Origin of the sequence: Nonomuraea sp. NPDC005650, from assembly GCF_040605375.1 — a bacterium.
Taxonomy (GTDB): Bacteria; Actinomycetota; Actinomycetes; order Streptosporangiales; family Streptosporangiaceae; genus Nonomuraea.
The window spans coordinates 299976-319108 of the sequence record NZ_JBEXCR010000004.1 but is presented as its reverse complement, the minus strand read 5'-3'; the positions used below and the strand labels follow the sequence as shown (position 1 = coordinate 319108).

Genomic DNA, 19133 nt, shown 5'->3' with positions numbered 1-19133 from the left:
CAGCGTCGCGGTGCACCCGGCAATCAGACCGCCGAGGGCATGGAGGCGCCGGAACATGGGACGACCATGGAAACACCCGACGGGCGCCTGACGGCGTTCGGCAACCAGCTGATCGACGTGCACCTCTGGCTCCGCGAGCAGCTCGCGGCGCTGCGCGAGGACCTCGACGCCCACCTCGCGGGCAGCGCGCTCCCCCGCGACCTGCGGGCCCACTGCCTGACCTTCTGCTCCGCGCTGGAGCGGCACCACACCGGCGAGGACGACGACGCCTTCACCGAGCTCGCCCGGAGCTTCCCCGAGCTGCGCCCGGTGCTGGAGGAGCTGCGCCGCGACCACCGGCTGGTGGAGGACTCGCTGCGGCGGCTGCAGTCGCTCCTCGACGACCCCGGCCGGGACCGCGACCCCGTCCGGGTGCGCGGCGAGCTGGACACCCTCGCCGCGCTGATGGAGACGCACTTCGTCTACGAGGAGAAGCGGATCGTCGCGGCGCTCAACGCGCTGGACGCCCCGGAGTGGCGCCGGTCCAGGCCCGGCTTCCTGATCTCCGGCGACACGTGATCAGCGGCGGAGTTTGTACCGGATGGGCAGGTGCTTGATGCCGCCGACGAAGGTCGTGGCGGTCCATTCCGGCTCGCCGGCGAGCTCGACGCTCTCCAGGCGCGGCAGCAGCTCGGCGAACAGGGCCTTCAGCTCCATCCGGGCCAGCGCCGCGCCGAGGCAGTAGTGGACGCCGAACCCGAAGGCCAGGTGGCGGTTGGGGTCGCGGCCGACGTCGAAGGCGAACGGGTCGGTGAACACCTCCTCGTCGCGGTTGGCCGAGGGGTACGACAGCAGGACCGACTCGCCCGCCTTGATGTCCACGCCGTTGAGTGAGGTGTCGGCCGAGGCCGTCCGCATGAACTCCTTGACCGGGGTGACCCAGCGGATCATCTCGTCGACCGCGAGCGGCAGCAGGCCGGGGTCCTCGCGCAGCCGGGCCAGCTGGCCGGGGTGTTCGATGAGGGCGTGCAGGCCGCCCGCGACGGTGGAGCTGGTGGTGTCGTGGCCGGCGGAGGCGATGATGACGTAGTAGGAGGCCGTCTCCATGTCGTCGAGCGGCCTGCCGTCCACCCGGGCGTTGGCGATGGCGGAGGCCAGGTCCTCGGTGGGGTGGGCGCGGCGGGCGGCGGTGAGCTCCTGGAAGTAGGCGAAGAAGTCGAGGAGCACTGCGAACTGGTCCTCGGCGGTGTCGCCGCGCCTGGTCTCCGCGTCCGCGCCGCCGAACAGCTCCTGGGTGAGCTTGAGCATGCGGGGGAAGTCGGATTCGGGCAGCCCGAGCAGGGAGAGGATGACGTACAGCGGGTAGTGCACCGCGATCTGGGTGGCGAAGTCGCATTCGCCGCCGTGGTCGGCCAGCCGGTCCACGTAGCGGCGGGCGAGCTCCTGGATCCGGCTCTCCATGTCGCGCATGGCCTTGGGGCGGAACCAGTCGGCGCCGATCGCCCGGACCACCCGGTGGTCCGGGTCGTCCATGTGGACCAGCGTCCGCAGCTGGATGCCCTGCGCCGCCTGCTCCCTGGCATGCTCCTCGAACGCCCTCTTGCCCAGGACCGGGCGCGGCGCGCTGAGCCAGAGGGCGTTGTCGCGTTCGACCCGCATGACGTCGGCGTGCCGGGTGACGGCGTAGAACGGGGTGTACTCGGGCGCCTCCACGAGATGAACCGGGGCCTCGCGGCGTAGCAGGGCGAGCGCCTGGTGCAGCCGCGTCTCGTCGGCGTAGGCGACGGGCTCGGCCAGCATGAGCCCCGCCTGCTCGATGGTCATGTTCATGATTCATTCCCTACCAGGACTTGGAGCTCCGTGTAGCCGTACAGGCCCCAGAGGCCGTTCTCCACGCCGAGGCCGCTCCACTTGTGGCCGCCGAAGGGCAGGTCGGGGCGGACGCCGCGGCCGTGGGCGTTGATCGAGACCTGGCCGCAGTCGAGCTCGGCCGCCACCCGCGCGGCCCGGTCCGGGTCGGGCGACCACACCGACGCCGTCAGGCCGTAGGTGGTGCCGTTGGCCCGTTCGACGGCCTCGCCGAGGTCGCGGTAGGCGATGACGGGCAGCGCCGGGCCGAACTGCTCCTCGTCGACGATGCGCGTCCCGTCGCTGGCGCCGGACAGGATGGTGGGCTGGTAGAAGTAGCCGGGGCGGTCGATCGGCCGGCCGCCGGCCGCGACCGTCGCGCCGTGGTCCAGGGCGTCGCCGACCAGGCCGGCGACGCGCTCGTACTGCGCGCGGTTGTTGATCGGGCCGAGCTGGGCGCCCTCGACGGTGCCGGCGTCCACGCGCACGGACCGGGCCCGTACGGCCAGCGCCTCGACGAGGTCGTCGTACAGCCGCTCGGGGGCGTAGACCCGCTTGACCGCCAGGCAGATCTGGCCGTTGTTGGCGAACGCGCTCCAGAACAGGCTGTCGGCGATCTGCCCGGGGTCGGCGTCGTCCAGGACGATGGCGGGGTCGTTGCCGCCGAGCTCCAGGGTGACCCGTTTGAGGTCCTCGGCGGCGGCCGCGGCGACGCGCTTGCCGGTGGCCGTCGAGCCGGTGAAGCTGATCTTGCGGGGCACCGGATGGGCGGTCATGAGGGCGCCGAGCGGGTCGCGGCCACTGACGACGTTCAGCACGCCGGGCGGGAGGATCGGCCGCAGCGTCTCCCCCATCGCCAGGGTGGTCAAGGGGGTGTACGGGGAGGGTTTGAGCACCATGGTGTTGCCTGCGCGGAGAGCGGGGGCGATCTTCCACGCCGCCAGGGCGATCGGGAAGTTCCACGGCGTGATGGCGGCCACCACGCCGAGCGGGCGCCGGATCACCTCGGCGGAGCCGTCCTGCGACACCTCGCGGGGCAGGTCCAGGTCGGCGTAGTAGCGCAGCCACGTCACCGCACTGGCGATCTCGCGGTGGGCGTCCTTGAGAGGTTTGCCCTGCTCGGCGGTGAGGATCGGCGCGAGCCGGCCGGCCGCGGCCTGCAGCGCGTCTGCCGCCTCCCTGAGCAGGGCCCGGCGCCGCTCCTCGTCGCGCCGCCAGGCGGGGAAGGCCGCGGCCGCGGCGGCCATGGCCTGGTCGAGCCGGTCGGGTCCGCAGTCGGGCGCCTGGGCGAAGACCTCGCCCGTGGCCGGGTCGACGACGTCGAAGAGGCCGGCGCCGGGCACCGCGGCACCGCCCACGGTCATCGCGAACCCGGTCATGTGCCCGGCAGCAGGACGGGCTTGACCGTGGCGCCGCTCGCGGAGTCGCGTTCGGCGTCGTTGATCGCGTCAAGCGGGTACGTGCGGATCAGCCGGTCGAACGGGAACCGGCCCTGCCGCCACAGCCGGATCAGCCGCGGCACGAACTCCTGGGGCACGGCGTCGCCCTCGAAGATGAAGCGGAGGGTGCGCCCGGTGAGCGCGGTCGGCGGCAGCGTGATCTCGCCGCCGGTGCCGACCAGACCGCAAGACCCGCCCGGGCGCAGCACGGCGATCGCGGTGCGGATCACCGCCGGCACGCCGGTGGTGTCGAAGGAGTGGTCCACCTGGCCGACGGCGGCGACCAGGTCGGGGTCCGCGCCGTCGAGCGCCCGGGTGGCGCCCAGCTCCAGGGCCAGCTCACGCCTGGAGGCGTGCAGGTCGACCGCGACGATCTCGTCCGCGCCCGCGACTTTGGCGGCCATGACCGCCGCGAGGCCGACCGCGCCCGCGCCGAACACCGCGATGCCGGCGCCCGGGCGGACGTTCAGGGAGATCAGCACCGAGCCGGCCCCGGTCTGCAGGCCGCAGCCCAGCGGGCCGAGCAGCTCCAGCGGCAGCGACCTGTCGACGACGACCAGGTTGCGCTCGGTGGCGACGGCGTGGGTGGCGAAGGAGGACTGGCCGAACCAGCGGGCCGCGACGGGCTCGCCGACGGAGCAGGTGGCCCCGGTCGAGCCGTCCGCGCGCACCCCGCTGAAGTTGCGTGCCATGAACTCGTCGCAGTACGGGGCCGCACCGGTCAGGCACCGCCCGCACCAGCCGCAGGAGTCGTAGCTCATCACGACGTGGTCGCCGGGCGCCACGCGGGTCACCCCGGGGCCGACCTCCTCGACGACCCCCGAGCCCTCGTGCCCGAAGACCATCGGCATCGGCAGCTCCGCCAGCCCGCGGAACAGCATGTCGGTGTGGCACATGCCCGCGCCCGCCACGCGGACGAGCGCCTCGCCCGGGCCGGGCGGGGCGAGGGAGACGTCCTCGACGGTGAACGGCTTGCCCGGGTCGCGCAGGATCGCGGCTTGAGCTCGCATCACACTCCCCGGTTTTTGGATGGAGCCGTCCAATTGATGGCGACGCTAAAGGCGGTTCCCCGGGTGTGTCAAGCATGCGTCGGCGTGCCGGAGGCCGGGGTCGTCGACACGCCTGCGCGAACCGCTGTACGGTATTTTTGGACCACTAAGCGGTACGGACAGGGAATCGATGACCCACAACGCATCACCGCGGCTGCTCGACGGCGTACGCGTGCTCGACATGACGAACGTCCTGTCCGGCCCGTACGCCGGCTACCAGCTCGCCCTCATGGGCGCCGACGTGATCAAGCTGGAGATCCCCGGCACCGGAGACCTGGCCCGCCAGCTCGGCGCCGACCCCACCCTCAACGACGAGAACCTCGGCGTGTCCTTCCTGGCGCAGAACGCGGGCAAGCGCTCGGTCACCGTCAACCTCAAGCACGACTCCGGCCGCGAGGTCTTCACCAGGCTGCTCGGCGAGGCCGACGTGCTGCTGGAGAACTTCCGCCCCGGCGTGCTGGACAAGCTCGGCTTCGGCTGGGACCGGCTGCGCGAGATCAACCCCGGCCTGGTCTACTGCGCGCTGTCCGGCTTCGGCGCCACCGGGCCCATGCGCGGGCGGCCCGCCTACGACCAGGTGATCCAGGGCCTGGCGGGCATCATGAGCGTCACCGGCACCCCGGACACCGCGCCCGTACGGGTGGGCTACCCGGTGTGCGACAGCGCCGGGGGCATCACCGCCGCCTTCGCCGTGGCCGCCGCCCTGCACCGCAAGCTCCGCACCGGGCAGGGCGCCTACCTGGACGTGTCCATGCTGGACGCGGCGCTCACGGGGATGGGCTGGGTGGTCTCGGACTACCTCGTCGCCGGGTGGGAGCCGGTGGCCATGGCCAACGAGAACCGTACGTCGGCGCCGTCGGGGACGTTCGAGACCGCCGACGGCCGGCTCAACATCGCCGCCAACAAGCAGGAGCAGTTCGAGGCGCTCTGCCGGGTGCTGGGCCGGCCGGAGCTGATGAGCGATCCCCGCTTCCGGACCAGGGACGACCGCAAGGTCCACCGCGACGCCCTGCGCGAGGAGCTGGAGAAGACGTTGACGACGAGGTCCGCGGCCGAGTGGGACGAGATCCTGCTGCCGGCCGGCGTGCCCGCCGCGCCGGTGGTCACCGTCCCGCAGGCGCTGCGCTCGCCGCAGGTCGAGCACCGCGGCCTGCTGCACCGGCTGCCCTCCCCCGCCTCCGGGGGCGGCGAGCTGGTCCTGCTGGGCGGGGCCGCCCAGGTGGACGGCCGCCCCCTGGCCCCCGCCGGGCCGCCGCCGAAGCTCGGCGAGCACACCGACGCGGTGCTGCGCGCCCTCGGTTACTCCGAATCCGACATCGCCCGTCTGCACGAGGAAGGAGCGGTTTGAGCACCACCACAGAGCAGGTGACCGATTGGTGGTCCACCGCCATATCCGACATCTCCCCCGGCGTCATCCGGCTGCACGGGTATCCCGTCGAGCAGCTCATCGGCCGGCTGTCGTTCGCGGACACGATCTGGCTGATGCTGCGCGGGGACCTGCCCTCGCCCGGCCAGTCCGCGCTGTTCGAGGCCGCGCTGGTGTCCGGGGTCGACCACGGGCCGCAGGCGCCCTCGATCGCCGCCGCCCGCATGGCCGCCACCTGCGGCGTCGGCCTCAACACCGCCGTGGCCACGGGCGTCGGCCTGCTCGGGGATGTGCACGGGGGCGCGGGCCAGCAGTGCATGGCGGTGCTCGCCGACATCCGCCAACGAACGGCCCCCACCGCCCTGACGGGCCCCAACCCGACAGGAGCCGATCGGACGGGTCCCGATCCGACAGAACCCGACCCAACGGGTCCCGATCCGACAGAACCCGACCTAACGGGGCGCGGCCTGGCGGGGCCTGGCCTGACGGAGGCCGTCTCGCGGGTGCTGGCCGAGTATCGAGTCGCCCGGCGATACGTCCCCGGGTTCGGCCACCGCTTCCATCCGCGCGACCCCCGCCGCGACCCTCTCGTGCGGGCGGTCGAGGACGCGGTGCGCGACGGCGTCGTCGAGGGCGCGTACCTGCGGATCGGCCTGGAGATCGAGCGGCTGCTCGCGCCGGTCCCGATGAACGTCGACGGCGCCACCGCCATCGTCTACAGCGAGCTCGGCTTCGCGCCCGAGCTGGGCCGGGGCCTGTTCGTCGTGTCACGCGCGGTCGGTGTCCTGGCGCACGCCTGGGAGGAGCACGGTCAGGGCCGCCGCATCAAGGGCCCCATCCCGCCCCCACTCCTGCCCGCCTACCGGGGCCCGAAGCCCCGCGACCTGCCTCTACCGGGAGCCGAAGCCCCGCGACCTGCCCACTGAGCGGGGACCGAAGCCCGCGACCTGCCCGCCGGGCGGGGGGACCGGAACCCCGAGATCTCGCCGCCGAGCGGGACCCAGGGGCCGCGTGACCCGGCCGTCAGGGCGAAGGGCAGTCAGGGCGAAGAGGTTCCCGGGAGCAGGGCAGGCTGGAGCGCCTGGGTCCGGAAGTCGCGCGGCGAGAGCCCGTACGCGCTGCGGAAGGCGCGGCTGAACGCGGCCGAGTGGCTGAACCCCCAGCGGGCGGCGATGACGTGGATCGGGGCCGTCACCAGGGCGGGGTCGGCCAGGTCGCGCCGGGCGCTCCGCAACCGGCGGTTCCGGATCAAGGAGGCCACCGTCTCCCCCCGCTCCTGGAACAGCCGGTGCAGGTAGCTGAGCGAGATGTGGTGGGCGGCGGCGATCGTGCGCGGTGTGAGGTCGGGATCGTGCAGGTGCCGCTGGATGAACGCCTGGATGCGCAGCGTCAGCCCCTGCCGCGGCGCCTGCGGAGCGGCGCCCGCCCCGGTCTCGATGGTCGTGGAGAAGAAGGCCGCGACCAGGTCCAGGAGGATCAGGCCGAGCCGCGGGCCGTCGGACGGGCTCAGCGTGCCCTTCTCCCCGGCCAGGTCCCGGATGAACCCGGTCAGCAGGGCGCCCACGCCGCCGTCGGCGGGCAGTTCCTGGCCCATGACCGCGTCCATCTGCCGGTCCGGGAAGGGCAGCAGCGGCCTGGGCACGGTGACCGCGGCCATCACGAACGGCTCCCGCCCGGCGCTCTCGGGGACCGTGATCTCCCGGACTCGGGTGATGTCGTGCGCGTACAGGTCGCCGACCCCGACCTCGCTGTGCCGATCGCCCCACACTGCCCGGAAGGTGCCGCACAGGGGTGCGACGAGCTGGACCACGCCGGAGTCCGGCGGCGCGGCCCGCCCAGGGCTCCTTGTGATCTTCAGGGAGCGTAGGCGCTTCACGTCCAGGCGCACCACCCCGAGGTCGATCCCGCGCTCGTCCGCGACCTGCCCGTCGCGGCGGTCCATTGCCGGCTCGAACGGCATGCCACCCCACATCTGCTCGTGTCAACGGTCGTCACGCCCGGCGCCGGCCACCACCCCCGCACACACACAACGGTGGCCGGCGCCTGGGGCGCTCTTCCTCCCACGCCGACCCTGGCACCTGCGGCTGAAGCGGCACTGAAACGGCGCTGAAACGGCCGCCCTCGCGGCGCCGGGCGCAGGCGGTGGGCGCAGGCGGTGGGCGCAAGCGGTGGGCGCAAGCGGTGGGCGCAGGCAGCCACCCGCAGTGGTCACGTGCGGCACGACCACCCAGCGCATGATCGCCGCCGGTCCCGTACGGGTAGCATGCCGACATGCCGCCGACCCGCGAACACGCCGAGCTGAAGCTGCAGCCGTTGCCGCACGCGGGCCGTTCGCTGGCCGAGCAGGTGATCTCCGAGGTGCGGCGGGCGGTGCACACGGGCGCGATGGTCCCCGGCCGGCTCTACTCCGTCTACCAGGTGGCCGAGCAGCTCAACGTCTCCAGGAGCCCGGTCCGCGAGGCGATGCTGCGCCTGGCCGAGGCGGGGCTGGTGCAGGTCGAGCGGAACCGCGGGTTCCGGGTCGTGCTGCCGCACCCCCGGGAGATCGTCGAGATCTTCGGGGTGCGGCTGGCTCTGGAGCTGCCCGCCGTACGACGGGCGGCCGGGGGCGGCGCGGCCGGGCTCGGCGAGGAGCTGCGGGCGACCATGGAGGAGATGGCGGCGGCGGTCGAGGCGGGCGACGAGGTCTTGTTCTTCCAGCTCGACCAGGCCCTGCACGACCACGTCCTGGCGGCGGCGGGCAACGGCAGGGCCCGCGCGATCGTCGGCGGGCTGCGCGACACCATGCGCATCCTCGGCACGTCCACGGACGACCGGTCCCGCACGCTGCGGCAGGTGCACGAGGAGCACGAGCCGATCGTGGCGGCGCTCGCGGCGGCGGACGCCGAGGGAGCGGTGCGCGCGATGCGGGCCCACCTGACCAACACCGGCCTCATCCTGGCCCGCCAGGCGGCCAGGGCCCAGGGCGAGCCCGCCGACGTGGACGCGCTGTGGGCATCCATCGTCGACGAGCCGCAGCCGAGCTGACCAGCCGGAGGCGAGACACAGCCGGACCAGCGAGCCAGAGGCGAGGCGCAACCGAGCTGACCAGCCGGAAGCCAGACGCAACCGGACCAACGAGCCGGAAGCCGGACGCAGCCGGACTGACGACCCCAGGCGGCACTCAGCCGGGCCAACCCCGCAGGCGGACTCAGCCGGGCGAAGGAGCCGCAGGCGGGGCGATCTCCTGGGGCAGGCCCAGCTCGTCGCGTACGCGGGCCAGCGACGCCGCCCGGATCGAGGCGTACAGCTCGTAGGGGTCGTGCAGCGGACGGCCGAGCACCCCGGCCAGCGCGTCGGCGCCGAAGTCCGCGCCCGCCGCCGTCACGTCCTTGGCGCCGTCGGAGGTCAGGTTCGACTGGAAGATGCCGGCCGCCGAGCGCGGCAGGAAGTCCTCGTACACGATGGGCCGCGCGCCGACCCACCCGTCCGCCAGGAGGGTCGCGAGGTCGGCGGGCGGTACGGCGCCGGGGCGCGCGTCCAGGACGTGGAAGGTGAAGTAGGCGAGGTCGCCCGCGACCAGCTCGGCCTCGGTACGCGGCACCCGGTCCGCCCACAGCTTGGCGCCGGCCGCGTTGCGCTCCTCCGCGGTGACCCGCTGCGCGGCGGGCACCCCGTCCAGCCCGGCGGAGAGCCCGGCGGACAGCGTGTCGGACAGTTCGGCGGACAGCGCGTCGTAGAGCGCGCGTCCCGCGGGCGTCACCGCGATGCCCCGCGCCTCCACCTCCCCGAAGCGCACCCGCAGGTCGTCCTGGACGACGCGGCCGTCGTCCTCCCGGAACATCCGCGGCTCGGCCAGCGCGCGGAAGGAGGTCTGGCGCAGCAGGAGGTCGGGGCCGTCCCAGCGGGGCGGGCCCTGGATGGCGTCGATCATGGTGATGCCGCGCTCACTCATGCGGGCGTAGAGCGCGTCGATGTCGAGCACGCGCGGGGTCAGGTGGTTGACGTGCGTGGAGGTCACGCCGCCGATGTCGGCGGCCACCGCAGACACACGCTCCAGCTCGGCGTACCAGCCTCGGGAGACGGGCTCCGCCGACAGTTCGAACGCCCCCGTGGCCAGCGTCAGGAACTCCTCGGCCGCCTCCTCGTCCAGGCCGCCCTCGGCCTCGGCGCGGTCGGCCAGCTCCAGCAGCCGCGGCGGGAACAGCCGTCGCGCCCCCAGGAACTCGCCGAGCCGCCGCTCCAGGTCCGCGCCGAAGAAGCGCCGGTCGCCCGTCACCAGCATGGAGGTGAACACGCGGAAGGGGTTGGCGGCCAGCTCGGCCTCGTCCACGGGGCGGAAGGCCGTGGAGACGACGGGCACGGAGCTGCTGGCCGCCTCGCGCAGGTCGTAGTAGCCGACGGGGTACATGCCCATCGCGCCGAAGATCCGCGCGACCTGCGCCAGCTCGGCCGGGGTGCCGACGCGGATCGCGCCGTGCCGCTCGGCGGTGACGCGGCCGATGGAGCCGAGCCGTTCGGCGCCGGCGCCCATCCGGGCCAGCACCTCGCGGTTCACCTCCTGCGCGACCTCGACCATGGTGTTGTACGCGGGGACCTCGGCGCCGTACATCGCTGACAGGCGCCGGGCGAAAGCCGCCCGCAGTGCGGTCGCGTCGACCATCGTGCCTTCTCTCCTCGCCGGTCGGAAGCGAGTAGCATGCTACATGAGTCGCATGTAGCATGCTACTCATGGACCCCGCTGCCGCTCTCGCGACCGACCTCCGCCGCCGCGGAGTCACCGACGTGCTGGACGACTCCACGTCCCGGGCGCTCCACTCCTCCGACGCCTCCCTCTACCGGGTGCCGCCGCTGCTGGTGGCCCGGCCCAGGTCCGCCGAGGACGTGGCCACGGCGGTCGAGCTGTGCGCGCGCCACGGGGTTCCCCTCACCGCGCGCGGCGGCGGCACGTCGGTCGCGGGGAACGCGATCGGCCCCGGCCTCGTGCTCGACTTCAGCCGCCACCTGAACCAGGTGCTGAGCGTCGACGCCGAGACCCGCTCGGCGGTGGTGCAGCCCGGCGTGGTCCAGGCGGCCCTGCAGCGGGCGGCGGCGCCGTACGGGCTCAGGTTCGGCCCCGACCCGTCCACCCACACCCGCTGCACGATCGGTGGCATGATCGGGAACAACGCCTGCGGCTCCAGGACGCTCGGCTACGGCCGCACCTCCGACAACGTCACCGGGCTCAAGGCCGTGGCGGGCGACGGGACCGCGCTGGACCTACCTGGCCTGGACCTGCCCGCGCCGGACTTGCCCGGCCTGGACCTGCCCGCCCGGGGCGCGCCCGCCGCGCTGCGGGACCTCGCGATGGCGAACCTGGCCACGATCCGCACCGAGTTCGGCCGGTTCGGGCGGCAGATGTCGGGATACGCGCTGGAGCACCTGCTTCCGGAGCGGGGGTTCGACGTGGCGCGCCTGCTGGTGGGCAGCGAGGGCACGCTCGCCGTGCTCACGGAGGCGACGGTGCGGCTGGTGACCGATCCGGCGCACCGCGCCCTGGTGGTGCTCGGCTACGCCGACATCGCCGCCGCCGGGGACGCCGCGCCGGGAGTGCTGGAGCACCGGCCGACCGCCTGCGAGGGCATCGACGCGCGCATCGTCGACGTGGTGCGCCTGCGGCGGGGCCCCGGCGCGGTGCCACCGCTGCCGCGCGGCGCCGCCTGGCTGTTCGTCGAGGTCGCGGGCGACGACGAGGCCGAGGTGCTGGAACGGGCCGCACGGGTGGCGGCGGGCGGCGAGGACGCGCTGGTCGTCACCGACCCGGCGAAGGCTGCGGCGCTCTGGCGCATCCGCGAGGACGGCGCGGGCCTGTCGGGGCGCAGCCCCGCCGGACGGCCCGCGCACGCGGGCTGGGAGGACGCCGCCGTGCCGCCCGCGATGCTCGGCCGCTACCTGCGCGACTTCGAGTCGCTGATGGCCTCGCACGGCCTGACCGGCCTGCCGTACGGGCACTTCGGCGACGGCTGCCTGCACATCCGGCTCGACGTGCCGCTGGACCGGCCGGGCGGGCGCACGGAGTTCAGGGAGTTCCTGGTGGCCGCGGCCACGCTGGTCGCCGGCTACGGCGGCTCGCTGTCCGGCGAGCACGGCGACGGCCGCGCCCGCAGCGAGCTGCTGCCGCTCATGTACTCGCAGGCGGCGATCGACCTGTTCTCCGGGGTCAAGGCGATCTTCGACCCGGGCGACGTCCTCAACCCCGGCGTGCTCGTACGGCCCCGCCCCCTCGACGCCGACCTGCGCGTCCCGGCCGCCCGTCCGGTGCGCGCGGGCCTGGCCCTGGCCTACCGCCACGACGGCGGCGACTTCGGCCAGGCCGTGCACCGCTGCACGGGCGTGGGCAAGTGCCGCGCCGACAACACCGCGGCCGGCGGGGTGATGTGCCCGTCCTACCTGGCCACCAGGGAAGAGAAGGACTCCACCCGGGGCCGCGCGCGGGTGCTGCAGGAGATGATCAACGGCTCGGACGTCTCTGGCGGGTGGCGCTCCCCCGAGGTCCACGAGGCCCTCGACCTCTGCCTGTCCTGCAAGGGCTGCGCCTCGGACTGCCCGACGGGGATCGACATGGCCGCGTACAAGTCCGAGGTGCTCCACCAGACCTACAAGGGGCGGATCCGCCCGGTCACGCACTACTCCCTGGGGCGGCTGCCGCGCTGGGCTCGGCTGGCGAGCAGGATGCCGCGGGCGGCGAACGCGCTCATGCGGGTGCCGGGGCTGCCGGCGCTGGCCGGGGTGGACCGGCGGCGCAGTCTTCCGTCGTTCGCGCGGGAGACGTTCCGGGCCTGGTTCGAGCGGCGGCAGCCGGCAGAGGGCAGGCCGGTGATGCTGTTCGTCGACACCTTCACCGACCATTTCGCGCCCGAGATCGGCCGCGCGACCGTGAAGGTGCTGGAGGCCGCGGGCTACCGGCCGCGGATCAGCGCGCGCCGCCAGTGCTGCGCGCTCACGTGGATCTCCACCGGCCAGCTGGACGCGGCCCGCGCCATCCTGGGCCGCACGGTCGCCGAACTGGCCGAGGCCGCCGGGCAGGGCGTGCCGATCGTCGGGATGGAGCCGTCGTGCACGGCCGTGCTGCGCTCGGACGCGCTGGAGCTGCTGGACGAGGCGGTGGCGGCGCCGGTGGCGGGCATGACCCGCACGCTGGCCGAGCTCCTGTCCGATACGCCCGGCTGGCGGCCGCCCCCGCTCGACGGGGTGACGGTGGTGGCCCAGCCGCACTGCCACCACCACGCCGTCATGGGCTGGGACCAGGATCTCCGGCTGCTGCGGGAGGCGGGCGCGCGGGTGAGCCGGCTGGGCGGGTGCTGCGGGCTGGCGGGCAACTTCGGCGTCGAGAAGGGGCATCACGACGTGTCCGTGGCGGTGGCCGAGCACCAGCTGCTCCCGGCGATCCGGCAGGCCGAGCCGGGTACGGCCGTGCTCGCCGACGGGTTCTCCTGCCGGACCCAGATCGCCGACCTGTCGGACCGGCAGGGCACGCACCTGGCCCAGCTGCTCGCCGACCGGCTGCCGTAAGGTCTGCTTATGCTCAATCCGCTCCACCTGCGGACGCTGACCGCCGTGCTGAACGCGGGCTCGTTCGCCGCCGCGGCCAGGCGGCTCGGCTACACGGGGTCCGCGGTCTCGCAGCAGATCGCGGCGCTGGAGCGGACGGTCAGGATGCCGCTGTTCGAGCGCGGCGCCCAGACGATCACGCCCACGCCGGCGGCCCGGTATCTGGTGCTGCGGGCGTACGAGGTGCTGGCCGCGCTGGACGCGCTGGAGGAGGACGTGCGCGGCATGTCCGAGGGCACGATCGGCCGGCTCAGGCTGGGCAGCTTCCCCACCGCGAGCCAGCGGCTGCTGCCGATCGCCCTGGCCACGTACGCGCGCACGCACCCCGCGGTGGAGACCCTGCTCGACGAGGGGGAGCCCGACGAGCTGGTCCCGCTGGTCAGGGCGGGAGAGCTCGACCTGGCCCTGGTCTACCGCTACGACCTGGTGCCCCGGGCCTGGCCGCGCGACCTGCGGGAGATCCCGCTGCTGGCGGAGGAGCTGCTGCTCCTGCTGCCCGAGCGGCACCCGCGGGCCGGCGCCGAGGCGGTCGGGCTCGACGACCTCGATCACGAGACGTGGGTGTCCACCAGGGAGGGCACCTCGGGGGCCTCCTGCCTGCGCCGGCTGTGCGCGCAGGCGGGCTACGAGCCGCAGGTCGACTACCGCAGCAACGACTACGGCGTCGTCCACGGGTTCGTGCGCTCGGGGCTGGGGGTCGCGCTCGTCCCGGCGCTGGCGTACCTGCCCGGCGAGGGCGTGGTCGCGACCAGGCTCGGCGGCGTCGAGGCCCGCAGGCACATCGCCGCCGTGCACCGCACGGCCGGGGCGAACCCGGCGGTGGCCGGCGCCGTGTGCGCGCTGCGGCTGGCCGCGGCCCGGCTGGGGGACGACCTTCCCCGGAGCATAAGAACTTCTTACGCCTCGCCCACAGATGCCGAGGCTTGACCGCTTCCTCCGGCTCTGTCCGATCCCCGATCCTGAATGCGGTAAGCGCGGAAAGGAAGCCGATCAATGGGACGTGTCCTGCCCCAGCGGGCCTCGGTGGTCGTCATCGGGGGCGGCGCCATGGGCGTCAGCTCGGCGTACGAGCTGGCCGCGGCCGGTGTGAGCGACGTGGTCCTGATCGACAAGGGGCCGCTGGGCTCCGGCTCCACCTCGAAGGCGGCCGGGGGCGTGCGCGCGCAGTTCTCCGACCGGGTCAACATCGAGCTCGCCGTACGCAGCCTGGAGACGTTCGAGACCTTCGCCGAACGCTTCGGGCAGGAGATCGACCTGCACAAGCCGGGCTACCTGTTCCTGCTCGACTCCCCCGGGTCGGTCGCCGAGTTCGAGAAGAACGTGGCGATCCAGAATGACCTCGGCGTCCCCAGCCGGATGATCCCGGTCCGGGAGGCCAAGGAGCTGTCGCCGCTGATCGACACCGACGGGCTGCTCGCCGCCGCCTACTCCCCCAGCGACGGCCACTGCACGCCCGAGTCCGTGGTGCTCGGCTACGCGGGCGCGGCCCGGCGGCTGGGCGCGCGGCTGCTGCCGAACTGCGCCGCGACCGGCATCGAGACCGTGGACGGCCGCATCGTCGCCGTCCGGACCGAGGGCGGACGCATCGAGACCGACACGGTGATCTGCGCGGCGGGCGCCTGGTCGCGGCAGGTCGGCGAGTGGGTGGGGGTCGACCTGCCGGTGACCCCGCTGCGCAGGCAGATCCTGGTGACCGAGCCGGTCGCGGACCTGCCGCCGATGGCGTTCACCATCGACTTCGGCACCACGTTCTACTTCCACCGCGAGGGTCCCGGGCTGCTTCTCGGCATGTCCGACCCCGACGAGACCCCGGGGTTCAAGCTCGACCGCTCCGACGCCTGGCTGCCCGGACTGGGCGAGGCCATGGCCCGCCGGGCCCCGGCGCTGATGGAGACCGGCATCGCCACCGGCTGGGCCGGCCTGTACGAGGTGACCCCGGACCACAACGCGCTCATCGGGACCGCCCATGGCGTCGACCGGTTCATCTACGCCACCGGCTTCTCCGGGCACGGCTTCCTGATGAGCCCGGCCGTCGGCGAGGTGGTCCGCGACCTCTACCTGGGCCGGACGCCGTTCGTGGACGTCACCGGCTTCGACGCGGGCCGCTTCGCCCTGTCGGGGACCAGGCCCGAGATCAACATCGTCTAACAAGGAGAACCTGATGCTGACCACGCTGCCCGGCCCCGACGAGCTGGCCGCGACGGCGCGCGAGACCGCCAAGCGCTGCGGGGTGGACGTGGACGCGCTCGGCGGCGCCGTCACGACGACCTCGCCGATCAACGGCGGGCCGCTTGCCGCCGTGGACTGGGTGGACCCCGGCGCCGTCGACACCGCCGTGGAGCGGGCCGGGCAGGCGTTCCTGGCCTGGCGGACCGTGCCCGCGCCGGCCCGGGGCGCGCTGGTCAAGCGGTTCGGCGAGCTGCTGTCCGCGCACAAGGCGGACCTGGCCACGCTGATCAGCCTGGAGGTCGGGAAGATCACTTCCGAGGCGCTCGGCGAGGTCCAGGAGATGATCGACATCTGCGACTTCGCGGTGGGCCTGTCCCGGCAGCTGTACGGGCGCACGATCAGCTCCGAACGGCCCGGCCACCGGCTCATGGAGACCTGGCACCCCTTGGGCGTCGTCGGCGTGATCAGCGCGTTCAACTTCCCGGCGGCCGTCTGGTCGTGGAACACGGCCATCGCCCTGGTGTGCGGCGACCCGGTCGTCTGGAAGCCGTCGGAGCTGGCGCCGCTGACCGCCCTGGCCTGCGCGGCCCTGCTCGACCGGGCCGCCGCCGAACACGGCGCGCCCGCGCACCTGAGCCAGGTCCTCGTCGGCGGCCCCGAGGTCGGCGAGGCGCTCGTGGACCACCCCGGGATCGCCCTGGTCAGCGCCACCGGCTCGACCCGCATGGGCCGCGCCGTGGGGCCGCGCGTCGCCGCCAGGTTCGGCCGGTCGCTGCTGGAGCTCGGCGGCAACAACGCGGCCGTGGTGTGCCCGTCGGCGGACCTCGGCCTGGCCACGCGCGGCATCGTGTTCTCGGCCGCCGGGACGGCGGGCCAGCGGTGCACGACCATGCGCCGCGTCATCGCCCACGCCGACATCGCCGACGCGCTGGTCGAGCGGCTCACCGACGCCTACGCGCGGCTGCCGGTCGGCAACCCGATGGCGCCGGGCACCCTCGTCGGCCCGCTGATCAACGGGCGCGCGCACGCCGCCATGCTCGCCGCGCTGGAGGCCGCCGGGGAGCAGGGCGGCACGCTGGTGGCCGGCGGCGGGCGCCGGTTCGCCGACCAGGCTCCCGACGCCTTCTACGCCGAGCCGGCGCTGGTGCGGATCGGGGAGCAGACCCCGATCGTGACCCAGGAGACGTTCGCGCCGATCCTCTACGTCATGCCGTACGACACCCTGGAGGAGGCCATCGCGCTCAACAACGCGGTCCCCCAGGGCCTGTCGTCCAGCATCTTCACCCGCGACCAGGCCGAGGCCGAGCTGTTCGTCTCGGCCGAGGGCTCCGACTGCGGCATCGTCAACGTCAACATCGGCACCTCCGGCGCGGAGATCGGGGGCGCGTTCGGCGGCGAGAAGGAGACGGGCGGCGGGCGCGAGTCCGGCTCGGACGCCTGGCGGGCCTACATGCGCCGGGCGACGAACACGATCAACTACTCCGGGAAGCTGCCGCTGGCCCAGGGAGTCGAGTTCACCGTGTGACCCGCGCTACTCACGCGAGCCCAGCCACCCGGTGTGACGCGTCATTCGCGCGAGTCCAGCCATCCGGCGTGACGAGTCACTCACGTGAGTCCAGCCATCCGGCGGTGGCCGTCACGAACTGATCGGCGTCGTCCAGCCATGGGAAGTGCCCCGCTCCCGGCTGGACGACGAGGTCGGCGTCCGGGAAGAGCCCGGCGACCTCGGCCGCCGCACGGGGCACGGTGTTCACGTCCACCTCTCCGGCGAGCACCAGCACCGGCGCCCCGAACGTCGCGAGCGCGGCGCGGGTGGCCTCCGGGTCGAAGGCGCCCTCGGCGGCGAACACGGCCGCGGCCTCCTTGTTCTGGCGCAGCTCGCGGCTCGCGTCGCAGGCCCGTGCCGCCGCGTCCCACCGGCCGTGGAACAGCGGCGCGATGGCCTCGGCGTCGCCCTCCGCGCCCTTGCCGGACACGATGGCCTCCAGGGCCGCGATCGCCCGCGGGTGCCAGGGCTCGGCCGCCCGCGAGCGCGCGACCTCCAGCCGGTCCTCCCCCGCGATGGTGATCCCGAGGGCCATGACGCTCGGCCCGATCAGGGCGAGCCTGCGCACGCGCCCGGGGTGGCGGGCCGCGTACAGGACGGCGACGTTCGTGCCTGCGGAGTGCCCGAGGAGGTCGATCCGGTCGAGTCCGAGGTGCGTGCGCAGGGCCTCGACGTCGTCGACGAGGCGGTCACAACGGTAGGAGGCGGGGTCCGCGGGTGCCGCCGACCCGCCGGTGCCCCGCGGGTCCAGCATGATCAGCCGCCGGTACGCGGACAGGCCGCCGAGCTCGCCCAGATAGGCGGAGTCCTGCATCGGCCCGCCCGGCAGGCAGACCAGCGGCGTTCCCTGGCCGTGCTCGTGATAGGCGAGCTCTGTCCCGTCATAGGCGGAGAAGGTCGGCATGACCGAGATCGTGTCAGCCGGCGCGCGGCCGGGCCAACTCAAGGCATATACGAAACCGTTGTTGCGTAAATGGGCGGCCCGGGTGTACCTTCAATTTCGCTACCCCAGTAGCGAAATGGAGGGATTCACATGAGGCCACGGGGGCGACCGCGTGACACCGAGGTCGACGAGCGGGTTCTGCTGGCGGCCACCGAGCTGCTGCTGCGGCGCGGATACGGCGGCCTGTCCACCGACGAGGTGGCCGAGCGGGCCGGCATCGCCAAGACCACGCTGTACCGCCGCTGGCCCACCAAGGACCACCTCGCCCTGGCCGTGGTGGCCAGGTTGCAGGACCACGACGAGATCACCGACACCGGCGACATCCGGCGCGACCTCACCGACTACATGGAGAAGGTCGCCGCCGGGCTCAACCGGATGCGGGTCGCGGGCCTGCCGCCCGGCCAGGAGAGCCGCTCGGCGGGCACGGTGGCCGAGCTGGTCGCCGCCGCCGCCCGCCACGACGACGTCGGCGAGCTGGAGCGCGCCGTCTACGCCCGCCGCAACGCGCTGGCCTGCCGGCTCATCGAACGCGCCCGCGACGAGGGCCGCCTCCGCCCCGACGTCGACCCCATGACACTGCTGGAGCAGCTCGCCGGGGCCCTCTACTACCGCGTCCTGATCACCGGCGGCCCCGTGGATCGCGCCTACGCCGAACGCCTGGTCGCCGCCGCCCTCGACGGCGCCCTGTAACTCCCCAGGAAGGACCATCCCCATGTCGCTCATCACGCCTGACACCGCAGTCGTACGCGCGGCCGACGCCGAGATCGTCGGCGGCGGCGACGCCCCCGCCACCGGCCGGCTCCTGCTGGACTCCAGCGCCACCGGAGGCGCCCTGAGCAGCCTCCGCATGACCCTCACCCCGGGCGCCGACGGCGCCGTGCCCCACCTGCACACCGCGTCCAGCGAGCTGTTCTACGTCCTCGGCGGCGCCGCCCAGGTGCTGGCGGGCGACGAGGTGCTCACGCTGGAGGAGGGCGACCTGGCCGTGGTGCCGCCGAACGTCGCCCACGCCTTCGCCGCCACCCCCGGCTCCGAGGCCGACCTGCTGATCGTGATCACGCCCGGCGTCGAGCGCTTCGAGTATTTCCGCCTGCTGGCCCGCCTGCGTTCCGGCGCGGCCACGCTGGAGGAACTGCTCGACTCGCAGGAGCTCTACGACAACCACTTCCTCGACAGCCCGCAGTGGAAGGCCGCCCGCTCGCTCGGGCAGAGCTGACGGTCAGGG

General features: G+C 73.8%; 16 protein-coding genes. 10 read left to right on the top strand and 6 right to left on the bottom strand.

The window, feature by feature from the left end; genetic code table 11:
• Positions 1-66: 66 nt before the first annotated feature.
• A complete protein-coding gene (locus tag ABZS69_RS09260) occupies positions 67-558 on the top strand; it encodes a hemerythrin domain-containing protein (protein ID WP_355368929.1) in 492 nt (163 codons plus the stop codon).
• Here the strand turns inward: ABZS69_RS09260 and ABZS69_RS09255 are convergent, their stop codons facing one another.
• From ABZS69_RS09255 to ABZS69_RS09245, 3 genes are read right to left on the bottom strand one after another with little or no spacing between them, the layout of a single operon-like run.
• Entirely contained in the window at positions 559-1809 is a 1251-nt protein-coding gene (locus ABZS69_RS09255) for a cytochrome P450 (protein WP_355368927.1), read from the bottom strand.
• Positions 1806-3206, bottom strand: a complete 1401-nt coding sequence (locus tag ABZS69_RS09250) for an aldehyde dehydrogenase family protein (protein ID WP_355368925.1) — start codon at positions 3204-3206, stop codon at positions 1806-1808. Before ABZS69_RS09250 ends, ABZS69_RS09255 begins: the two co-directional genes overlap by 4 nt.
• Complete coding sequence (locus ABZS69_RS09245; protein ID WP_355368923.1) at positions 3203-4276, bottom strand: NAD(P)-dependent alcohol dehydrogenase; 1074 nt, start codon at positions 4274-4276, stop codon at positions 3203-3205. Before ABZS69_RS09245 ends, ABZS69_RS09250 begins: the two co-directional genes overlap by 4 nt.
• A gap of 169 nt (positions 4277-4445) precedes the next feature.
• On the opposite strand from ABZS69_RS09245, the gene ABZS69_RS09240 reads away from it, so the two are divergent.
• Positions 4446-5663, top strand: coding sequence for a CaiB/BaiF CoA-transferase family protein (locus ABZS69_RS09240; protein WP_355368921.1), 1218 nt, complete (start codon positions 4446-4448; stop codon positions 5661-5663).
• Positions 5660-6607, top strand: a complete 948-nt coding sequence (locus ABZS69_RS09235) for a citryl-CoA lyase (RefSeq protein WP_355368919.1) — start codon at positions 5660-5662, stop codon at positions 6605-6607. Before ABZS69_RS09240 ends, ABZS69_RS09235 begins: the two co-directional genes overlap by 4 nt.
• A 113-nt stretch (positions 6608-6720) precedes the next feature.
• On the opposite strand, the gene ABZS69_RS09230 is transcribed toward ABZS69_RS09235, so the two are convergent.
• A complete protein-coding gene (locus ABZS69_RS09230) occupies positions 6721-7641 on the bottom strand; it encodes a helix-turn-helix domain-containing protein (RefSeq protein ID WP_355368917.1) in 921 nt (306 codons plus the stop codon).
• 311 nt (positions 7642-7952) lie between these two features.
• Between ABZS69_RS09230 and ABZS69_RS09225 the strand changes: the two genes are divergently transcribed.
• Positions 7953-8708: a GntR family transcriptional regulator gene (locus ABZS69_RS09225; protein ID WP_355368915.1), complete on the top strand. Its 756-nt coding sequence runs from the start codon at positions 7953-7955 to the stop codon at positions 8706-8708.
• Between the two features lie 163 nt (positions 8709-8871).
• Here the strand turns inward: ABZS69_RS09225 and ABZS69_RS09220 are convergent, their stop codons facing one another.
• Entirely contained in the window at positions 8872-10323 is a 1452-nt protein-coding gene (locus ABZS69_RS09220; protein ID WP_355368913.1) for a DUF1338 family protein, read from the bottom strand.
• A 68-nt stretch (positions 10324-10391) separates the two neighbouring features.
• On the opposite strand from ABZS69_RS09220, the gene ABZS69_RS09215 reads away from it, so the two are divergent.
• The 4 genes from ABZS69_RS09215 to ABZS69_RS09200 all read left to right on the top strand — a co-directional run bounded on the left by ABZS69_RS09215 (position 10392) and on the right by ABZS69_RS09200 (position 16944).
• Positions 10392-13211 (top strand): FAD-linked oxidase C-terminal domain-containing protein, encoded by a 2820-nt coding sequence (locus tag ABZS69_RS09215; protein ID WP_355368911.1) that lies wholly within the window; start codon positions 10392-10394, stop codon positions 13209-13211.
• Positions 13212-13220: 9 nt separating this feature from the next.
• On the top strand, positions 13221-14177 hold the full coding sequence (locus tag ABZS69_RS09210; protein WP_355368909.1) for a LysR family transcriptional regulator: 957 nt from the start codon (positions 13221-13223) through the stop codon (positions 14175-14177).
• 66 nt (positions 14178-14243) lie between these two features.
• Positions 14244-15398, top strand: a complete 1155-nt coding sequence (locus ABZS69_RS09205; protein WP_355368907.1) for an FAD-binding oxidoreductase — start codon at positions 14244-14246, stop codon at positions 15396-15398.
• Positions 15399-15411: 13 nt separating this feature from the next.
• On the top strand, positions 15412-16944 hold the full coding sequence (locus ABZS69_RS09200) for an aldehyde dehydrogenase family protein (protein WP_355368905.1): 1533 nt from the start codon (positions 15412-15414) through the stop codon (positions 16942-16944).
• Between the two features lie 76 nt (positions 16945-17020).
• Here the strand turns inward: ABZS69_RS09200 and ABZS69_RS09195 are convergent, their stop codons facing one another.
• The gene (locus ABZS69_RS09195) at positions 17021-17869 is read right to left on the bottom strand and encodes an alpha/beta hydrolase (protein ID WP_355368903.1); all 849 of its coding nucleotides are present in this window, start codon (positions 17867-17869) and stop codon (positions 17021-17023) included.
• 129 nt (positions 17870-17998) lie between these two features.
• Between ABZS69_RS09195 and ABZS69_RS09190 the strand changes: the two genes are divergently transcribed.
• Positions 17999-18598 carry a TetR/AcrR family transcriptional regulator gene (locus ABZS69_RS09190; RefSeq protein ID WP_355368901.1) on the top strand — a complete coding sequence of 200 codons (600 nt, stop codon included), beginning with the start codon at positions 17999-18001 and terminating at the stop codon, positions 18596-18598.
• A gap of 22 nt (positions 18599-18620) precedes the next feature.
• The gene (locus tag ABZS69_RS09185) at positions 18621-19124 is read left to right on the top strand and encodes a cupin domain-containing protein (RefSeq protein WP_355368899.1); all 504 of its coding nucleotides are present in this window, start codon (positions 18621-18623) and stop codon (positions 19122-19124) included.
• Positions 19125-19133: the final 9 nt, after the last annotated feature.

Excerpts from the sequence above, each read along its gene's own strand:
- ABZS69_RS09245 (WP_355368923.1), bottom strand. The coding sequence starts at position 4,276 with ATGCGAGCTCAAGCCGCGATCCTGCGCGACCCGGGCAAGCCGTTCACC.
- ABZS69_RS09200 (WP_355368905.1), top strand. The coding sequence starts at position 15,412 with ATGCTGACCACGCTGCCCGGCCCCGACGAGCTGGCCGCGACGGCGCGC.
- ABZS69_RS09220 (WP_355368913.1), bottom strand. The coding sequence starts at position 10,323 with ATGGTCGACGCGACCGCACTGCGGGCGGCTTTCGCCCGGCGCCTGTCA.
- ABZS69_RS09185 (WP_355368899.1), top strand. The coding sequence starts at position 18,621 with ATGTCGCTCATCACGCCTGACACCGCAGTCGTACGCGCGGCCGACGCC.
- ABZS69_RS09260 (WP_355368929.1), top strand. The coding sequence starts at position 67 with ATGGAAACACCCGACGGGCGCCTGACGGCGTTCGGCAACCAGCTGATC.
- ABZS69_RS09205 (WP_355368907.1), top strand. The coding sequence starts at position 14,244 with ATGGGACGTGTCCTGCCCCAGCGGGCCTCGGTGGTCGTCATCGGGGGC.
- ABZS69_RS09250 (WP_355368925.1), bottom strand. The coding sequence starts at position 3,206 with ATGACCGGGTTCGCGATGACCGTGGGCGGTGCCGCGGTGCCCGGCGCC.
- ABZS69_RS09255 (WP_355368927.1), bottom strand. The coding sequence starts at position 1,809 with ATGAACATGACCATCGAGCAGGCGGGGCTCATGCTGGCCGAGCCCGTC.
- ABZS69_RS09215 (WP_355368911.1), top strand. The coding sequence starts at position 10,392 with ATGGACCCCGCTGCCGCTCTCGCGACCGACCTCCGCCGCCGCGGAGTC.
- ABZS69_RS09240 (WP_355368921.1), top strand. The coding sequence starts at position 4,446 with ATGACCCACAACGCATCACCGCGGCTGCTCGACGGCGTACGCGTGCTC.
- ABZS69_RS09225 (WP_355368915.1), top strand. The coding sequence starts at position 7,953 with ATGCCGCCGACCCGCGAACACGCCGAGCTGAAGCTGCAGCCGTTGCCG.
- ABZS69_RS09195 (WP_355368903.1), bottom strand. The coding sequence starts at position 17,869 with ATGCCGACCTTCTCCGCCTATGACGGGACAGAGCTCGCCTATCACGAG.
- ABZS69_RS09190 (WP_355368901.1), top strand. The coding sequence starts at position 17,999 with ATGAGGCCACGGGGGCGACCGCGTGACACCGAGGTCGACGAGCGGGTT.
- ABZS69_RS09210 (WP_355368909.1), top strand. The coding sequence starts at position 13,221 with ATGCTCAATCCGCTCCACCTGCGGACGCTGACCGCCGTGCTGAACGCG.
- ABZS69_RS09230 (WP_355368917.1), bottom strand. The coding sequence starts at position 7,641 with ATGCCGTTCGAGCCGGCAATGGACCGCCGCGACGGGCAGGTCGCGGAC.